Source organism: Paenarthrobacter sp. CM16, assembly GCF_013179505.1.
In the GTDB taxonomy this organism is placed as follows: Bacteria; Actinomycetota; Actinomycetes; order Actinomycetales; family Micrococcaceae; genus Arthrobacter.
Window position 1 is genome coordinate 1 of the sequence record NZ_JABMCX010000255.1, and the last position, 6774, is coordinate 6774.

General features: G+C 64.1%; 7 protein-coding genes. 3 read left to right on the forward strand and 4 right to left on the reverse strand.

Features of this window, described 5'->3' with window-relative positions:
• Window positions 1-517 (forward strand): MFS transporter (locus HP499_RS18625; protein ID WP_375154258.1); only part of this gene is annotated, 517 nt, incomplete at its 5' end.
• 76 nt (window positions 518-593) lie between these two features.
• Here the strand turns inward: HP499_RS18625 and HP499_RS18630 are convergent.
• Together HP499_RS18630 and HP499_RS18635 are read right to left on the reverse strand one after the other, a co-directional pair.
• Complete coding sequence (locus HP499_RS18630; RefSeq protein WP_172325662.1) at window positions 594-1886, reverse strand: MFS transporter; 1293 nt, start codon at window positions 1884-1886, stop codon at window positions 594-596.
• Window positions 1887-1922: 36 nt separating this feature from the next.
• Window positions 1923-3140 carry a M20 family metallopeptidase gene (locus HP499_RS18635; RefSeq protein ID WP_172325663.1) on the reverse strand — a complete coding sequence of 406 codons (1218 nt, stop codon included), beginning with the start codon at window positions 3138-3140 and terminating at the stop codon, window positions 1923-1925.
• A gap of 141 nt (window positions 3141-3281) precedes the next feature.
• On the opposite strand from HP499_RS18635, the gene HP499_RS18640 reads away from it, so the two are divergent.
• Window positions 3282-4319 (forward strand): Lrp/AsnC family transcriptional regulator, encoded by a 1038-nt coding sequence (locus HP499_RS18640; protein ID WP_172325664.1) that lies wholly within the window; start codon window positions 3282-3284, stop codon window positions 4317-4319.
• Here HP499_RS18640 and HP499_RS18645 read toward each other — a convergent pair.
• Window positions 4316-5059 (reverse strand): cyclopropane-fatty-acyl-phospholipid synthase family protein, encoded by a 744-nt coding sequence (locus HP499_RS18645; protein WP_172325665.1) that lies wholly within the window; start codon window positions 5057-5059, stop codon window positions 4316-4318. The genes HP499_RS18640 and HP499_RS18645 overlap by 4 nt on opposite strands.
• 150 nt (window positions 5060-5209) lie before the next feature.
• Complete coding sequence (gene soxR / locus HP499_RS18650; protein WP_172325666.1) at window positions 5210-5665, reverse strand: redox-sensitive transcriptional activator SoxR; 456 nt, start codon at window positions 5663-5665, stop codon at window positions 5210-5212.
• A 68-nt stretch (window positions 5666-5733) separates the two neighbouring features.
• On the opposite strand from soxR, the gene HP499_RS18655 reads away from it, so the two are divergent.
• The coding region (locus tag HP499_RS18655) for an MFS transporter (protein WP_172325667.1) at window positions 5734-6774 on the forward strand (1041 nt) is incomplete at its 3' end.

A 6774-nucleotide genomic window follows, 5' to 3' on the forward strand; every position in this document is an offset into this window, starting at 1 on the left:
GCAGGCCATGATGTCGTTCAGTGTGTTCGCCTGGATGGCACCGATCCTGCGCGATAGGGGTATCGACGGCGGAACGGCCGGACTGATCGTGTCGGTGTCGATTGTGCTGCAGATGCTTGGCTCACTGTTTGCACCGGCGCTGGCCACGCGTTTCAAGGACCAGCGGATCATCAACATGGTGGTGGCGCTGATGACCGGAGGTGGCTTTGCCCTCACGATCTTTGGACCCACAGAGCTGATCTGGGTCTGGACCGGGCTCAACGGGCTGGGACAGGGTTCGCTCACCGCGGTGGCACTCACCATGATCATGGTCCGCACCCGCGACGCCCACACCGCCGCGCACTTGTCCGGGATGATGCAGGGCGTCGGCTACGGGGTAGGTTCGGCGGGCACGTTGATGGTGGGCCAACTTCACCAGGCAACGGGCGGTTTCGCGGCGGCGGGCATCCTGTTCCTGGTGGTGGGCTCCCTGGCTGCTTTCTTTGGTTACCGGGCAGGCCGCGACCGCTTCGTTTAACGTTGTGAGGCCCGCTCTGCACCCCAAGACCTTGGGAAAACGTGCAGAGAGGGCCTCACAACAATCGCGGGAGAACCTAGAGCGTCAGGTCCTTGCCCTTGGTCTCCGGGATGGAGAAGGCGAAGGCTATGCCCACCAGCAGCAGGATCACGGCGTACACGTTGAACAGTTGAGCCTGCCCGATGCTGCCGAGCCACGTCTGCAGGTAAGGGGCGGTGCCGCCGAAGGCCGCCACGCAGATGGAGTACGGGACGCCGACGCCGATGGTTCGGATGTGGGTGGGGAACAGTTCGGCGTAAACGGCCGGGACTATCGAGGCACTGCCGGCGATGAAGAACAGCATCACGGACATGGACACTGCCAGCTGCCACGGCGAGTCCTTCAGCAGCCACGTCATGGGGAAGTGCAGGAGGGCAGCGCCGGCCGCGGAGACGATGATCACGGGCTTGCGGCCGATCCGGTCGGACAGCTTGCCCCAGAATGGCAGGGCGGCGATGAACACCACGTTGGCGATGACACCGGCCCAGAGGGCTTCGCCGCGGTCCATCTTCAGGCTGGTCGCCGCATAGCTCGGTGCCACCACACCCCAGATGTAGTACACAACAGTCAGGCCGACGGTCAGGCCGATGACCTGCAATGCCTGCTTCCGGTACTTGATGATCTGCGGCAGGATGGGCAGGCGTTTCTCGTTGGGAGCCTCTGCCTCGAACGCTTCGGTTTCCTTCATCTTGGCCCGCATGAACAGGGCATAGATGCCCAGCGCGCCACCGATGAGGAAGGGGATGCGCCAGCCCCAGGCGCTCATGTCTTCCTTGCTCAGGACGTTGGTCAGGATTGCGCCGAGCAGCGTGCCGGCAAGGATCCCCGCGGTGCCGGAGGTGTAGATCAGGGTGGCCCAGAATCCGCGGTGTTCCTTGGGTGCCATTTCTGACAGGTAGGTTTGCGACGACGGCAACTCACCGCCGTGCGCAAGGCCCTGGATAAGGCGGGCCACCAGCAACATCACCGAGGCGAAGGCGCCAACGGCAGCGAATGTCGGGGCGATACCGATGAGCAGGCTGCCCACCGCGCCCAGTGCAACGGCCACGGTCATGGAAGTTTTACGGCCAATTCTGTCGCCGATCCAGCCGAACACGAAGCCGCCGAACGGACGGGCAACGAACCCGACGGCGAAGATCGCCAGGGTGGACAGCACAGCTGATGTGGGGTCTGCCTGGCTGAAGAGGGCGCTGGCGATGAACGGTGAGAACGTTGCGTAGATTGCCCAGTCGTACCATTCAACGGCATTGCCGATCCCGGTGCCGATGAGCGTCCGCGCATGGGATTTGTGGACCGTGACGTCGGCCGACGTTCCTGCGGTGGTGGTCATGTGATTCTCCAAGCTGATGCGGGGAAGGGGCGGGCGCTAGTTGCCGGCCAGGGCGGCGATGCGGGATACAGCGAGTTCGGCATAGAGCGCAGCACCGTCGGTGAGGACGCCGTCGTCGAACGTTGCGTAAGGCGAGTGGTTGAAGGCCGACGTCGCGTGGTCGGCGCCGGGGGCAACAGCGCTAAGACCGATGAAGGTGCCGGGGACTTCCTCAAGGACGCGGGAGAAGTCTTCGGAACCGCTAAGGGGCAGGGCCATCCGGGTGTGCCGTGATTCACCGAACATTCCGGTGATGACCTTTTCCGCGGTGGTGGTCTCGTCCTCGTCATTGATGGTGAGGGGGTATTCCTCGTCGTATTGCACCTGAACCTCCAGCCCATGGGCTGCGGCAATGCCGTGGAGCAGCCTGGGTACTGTTTCCATCATCTTCCTGCGAGAGGCTTCGGAGAAGGTCCGGACGGTGGCTTCAATACGTGCAGTCTCGGGGATGACGTTGCGCTTGGTTCCAGCCTGCAATACCCCGACGGTCAGGACCACGGGATCGAAGAGGTCGAACTGGCGGGTGATCATGACCTGCAGGGCGGTCACCATTTCGGCTGCTGCTGTGACGGGGTCCTTGGCCAGGTGGGGTGCCGAGCCATGACCGCCGGCGCCGTGGACGGTGACGAAGAGCCCTGCCGAGGAACTGAGCATGATCCCGGGCTTGGTGAGGAACTGTCCGTGGTCGGCCACGGAGGAGAACACGTGCATCCCGTACGCCGCATCCGCGCGCTTGCCGGCGGCGTCCAGGACACCTTCCTTGATCATGTAGCTGGCGCCGTCAAAACCTTCCTCGCCGGGCTGGAACATGAGCACGACATCGCCGGCCAGCTGATCCCGGCGCTCTGCCAGGAGAGTGGCAGCACCGGCCAGCATGGAGGTGTGGAGGTCGTGGCCGCAAGCGTGCATGGCGCCGTCCACGCGGGAGGTGTAGTCAACGCCGGTGTTCTCCTGGACGGGGAGCCCATCCATGTCTGCCCGCAGCAACACCACGGGCTTCCCGGCCGAAGCGTGACCGGCGCCGCCGCGGAGAACAGCAGTGACCGACGTCGTTTCCTTGCCGAGGGTGATCTCGAACGGCAGTCCCTCCAGTGCCTTGAGCACTTTTTCCTGTGTGCGGGGGAGCTGCAGGCCGATTTCGGGTTCACGGTGAAGATCGTGACGGAGGCGGACGATGTCGTCCCGCAACTCCTTGGCGTCGGCAGCGATGGTCATGGTTTTACTCCTGGGCTTATCCGGGTCTCTTCCTTCAAACAATTGTCTGGTGATGTGCTTCACATGCATGGAAACATCTGGAAATATGCATTTTTTCCGCCAAATATCAGGAATTATGCACTGGTATGGCAGTATTGAGTCATGGAACTCAGCGAGGAAGATCTGCGCCTGATCAATGCCCTGCAAATTTCGCCGCGGCTCAGCTGGTCCGACGCAGCACAGGTCCTCGGGGTCCATGCCACCACCTTGGCTGCGCGTTGGGACCGGCTCCGGGACGCAGGAGCGGCCTGGACCACCTCTCATCTCACGGGTGATCCAAAAAACATGTGCCTGGCTATGGTGGATGTCGATTGCGACATGGACCTGAGGCCGGAGGTGACGGCAGCTTTGGCCGAGCTTCCTGAGGTCATCACCGTGGAAGAAGCGGCCAGCAACCGCGACCTGACCTTGACCGTCATCACCCAGGATTTGGAGCAGTTCAGCACGAAGCTGCTACCGAGGCTGAAGGAGATCCGAGGACTCACCAAGTACCAGACAGCACTCTGCACGCGCATCCACATCAGTGGTTACGCCTGGCGGCTCAACGTCCTCACCAAGGGCGAGCAACAGGCACTCCGCGCGCTCGCAGGGCCTGAAACCAACCATCCGGCGGGACCGGATGCCAGCGCCACCCCGCTCCCCGAAAGCCACTTGGCGCTCATCCCTTTCCTTGCCCGGGACGGACGGGCCACCGCGGCGGAGATCGCCAGGGCCTTGGGCCGGAATCCGGCCACCGTGCAGCGGCAACTGGGCAGGGTCCTGGCCAGCCGGATGCTGTCCTTCCGCTGCGAGGTCGCCCAACAATTCTCGGGCTACCCTGTGACCATCCAGTGGTTCGCGAACGTCCCTCCAGGCAGGCACGAGGCCGCCGCCATCGAGTCCCGCGCCATCCGGAACGTGCGGTTCGCGGCCTCAACTACAGGGCGGACCAACTTCACCATCATCATGTGGCTGCGGTCCTTGGCCGAAGTCCTGGAAATGGAGCTCACCGTCCAGCAGCGCATCCCGGGCATCGAACTGGTGGAGAGCGTGGTCATGTTGAACACGGCAAAACGCGTCGGGTGGATGCTCAACCCGGACTCCACCGCCACGGGCAAGGTGGTGGCACCCTACGCGGAGCTGCTTCCCGACGGTACTTAAGCGTGTTTCACAGCCCTCAAAACAGTGTCCAACGTGGTGCCCGACTCGCCGTCGGGGCCGGTGACGGAACGTTGGCGATCTGTGAGGACGTTAACGAACCACGGCTCGCGGTCCAGACGCAATGCGCCTGCCAGCTGCTCCGGCGTGAAGAACATGCCGGAATCGTGATGGTGGCTCCACGACGGCAGCCCGTGCGGATGATGTCCCACCACCAGCAACGTGCCGCCCGGGGCAACTGCCGCCGCTGCCATCGCCACGGACTCCCGCCACGGCAGCAGGGGTGAGTGCAGGAACTGGGCCGAGACAAGGTCGAATTCAGGCTGCGGCGCCCATTCCGTGAGGTCCTGTTGCTGCCACGTGATCCGGTCCGCGTGGCTGGTTTGCGCTGCATGCGCAGCTGCCCGTTCAAGCGCGACGGCGGAGACATCCAAGGCGGTCACGGTCCAGCCTTGCTCTGCGAGCCAGATGGCATCGGCACCCTCGCCGCAACCGAGGTCCAGTGCTTTGCCGGGTTTCAGATCCTTGGCTTCGGCCACCAGTTGCGGATTCGGATTGCCGCTCCACACCTTGGTCCGTTCCCTGTACATGCCATCCCACATGTCCACTGCATTGTCCGCATCCTCGTGCAGGTTCAGGCCGCGTTGCTGGGCGTCGTCGTGTTCGTGGCCGTGCTGGTGCGTGTCAGCGCCGGTGCGCTGTTCGCCGTGGAGAGTACCGCCGTCGTGCGTCTTTTCAGTCATACGCCAAGCGTGCCGCGAGGGGTGGACGGAAGGCAATGCCTGTTGCTGCTTCGGCAAGTTCGAGCCAACCACCCTTGCCGTTTCCTTCGTATAGCCACGCCAGCAGGTGGGCGCCGGCTGGAACGTCATGACCGCCATCCTCTGATGCGGCTACGTGGGTTGGTTCCAGCGCTGCGCACCGGCACCTGAAGCACCGAGCTCGTCGGACGGGTTCTGCAACGTGCACGACTTCAGGCTCAGGCAACCGCAGCCGATGCAACCGTCAAGATCGTTGCGGAGGTGTTGGAGGGCGGCGATGCGGTCGTCGAGCTCCTTGCGCCACCGCAGCGACAACCTGGCCCAATCGCGTTTGGTGGGAGTCCGGCCGTCCGGCAGGGAATCCAACGCCTCGCGAATATCCTTCAACGGCAGGCCCACCCGCTGGGATGTCTTGATGAACGCGACCCGCCGCAGAGTGTCCCTCCGGTACCGCCGCTGGTTGCCTGCCGTCCGCTCCGCTTCGATCAGCCCGTTTCGTTCGTAGAAATGAAGGGCCGACGGCGCCACTCCGCTTCGCTCGGACAGCTCACCAATGGTGAGGGGCCGGTGGGTTGTGGCTGGCTGCATGGTGTGGCCTTCGGTGGCGTGGGTAGTGGATTGACCTCAACTTTAGTTGAGGTTCTAGGGTAGCCACCATGACCTCTGACACTTCAACGGCCGGGATACTGCGCCGCCCTTACTTGCTCGCCACCGTGGGAGCCTGCGCCCTGGTGTTCCTCAGCGCGTTCGAGTCCCTCGCAGTGACCACCATCATGCCGCTGGTGAGCCGCGACCTCGACGGCGCGAGCCTTTACGCCTTGGCTTTCGCAGGTCCTCTGGCCACGGGCGTGATGGGCATGGTGGCGGCGGGCAATTGGTCCGACCGTCGTGGTCCGGCAGCACCCCTGTACTCCTCCGTGGCACTGTTCGTGGCTGGTCTGCTCATAGCGGGCACGGCCGAAACCATGGAAATGCTGGTGCTGGGCCGGTTGGTGCAGGGTCTGGGCGGGGGAGCGATGACCGTAGCCCTTTACGTTTTGGTGGCCCGGGTATACCCACCGGTTCTGCACCCCAAGATCTTCGCCGCGTTCGCCGCGTCCTGGGTGGTTCCTTCCCTGGTAGGTCCATTCGCGGCAGGCGTGGTGGCCCAGTTGAGCAGCTGGCACTGGGTGTTCCTCGGCGTTGTGGGCCTTGTTGTTCCGGCTTTGCTGATGGTGGTGCCGGCCGTGCGGGGAATGAACACCGAACCGGCTGTTGAGCCTGTTCCCTGGGCCTTCGGCCGAATGGGGTGGGCTGCGCTCGCGGCAATCGCTGTCCTGGGGCTGAACCTGTCCGCGGAGGTGCCGGGCTACGGCGGGGCGATTGCCGTCGTCGCGCTTGTCATTGCCCTTGTAGCGGTGAAGCCGCTGGTACCGCGTGGCACCCTCACCGCCCGGCGCGGCCTGCCCAGCGTAATCCTGGTCCGCGGGCTGGCGTCGGCGGCGTTCTTCGGAGCCGAGGTGTACCTGCCGTACTTGCTGACTGAACGGTACGCGTTCACGCCCACGTTCGCCGGACTGACCCTGACCGGTGCTGCGTTGGCCTGGGCGGGGGCGTCCGCAATCCAAGGCCGGCTGGGTGCCCGCTTGGCTGACGATCTCGCCGTGAAGATCGGAGCTGCGCTGGTGTTGGTGGCCGTCATCTCCACGCTGGTGACG

Bases quoted from the DNA above. Each gene is read 5' to 3' on its own strand.
- HP499_RS18645 (WP_172325665.1), bottom strand. From the start codon at position 5,059: ATGACTGAAAAGACGCACGACGGCGGTACTCTCCACGGCGAACAGCGC.
- soxR (WP_172325666.1), bottom strand. From the start codon at position 5,665: ATGCAGCCAGCCACAACCCACCGGCCCCTCACCATTGGTGAGCTGTCC.
- HP499_RS18640 (WP_172325664.1), top strand. From the start codon at position 3,282: ATGGAACTCAGCGAGGAAGATCTGCGCCTGATCAATGCCCTGCAAATT.
- HP499_RS18630 (WP_172325662.1), bottom strand. From the start codon at position 1,886: ATGACCACCACCGCAGGAACGTCGGCCGACGTCACGGTCCACAAATCC.
- HP499_RS18635 (WP_172325663.1), bottom strand. From the start codon at position 3,140: ATGACCATCGCTGCCGACGCCAAGGAGTTGCGGGACGACATCGTCCGC.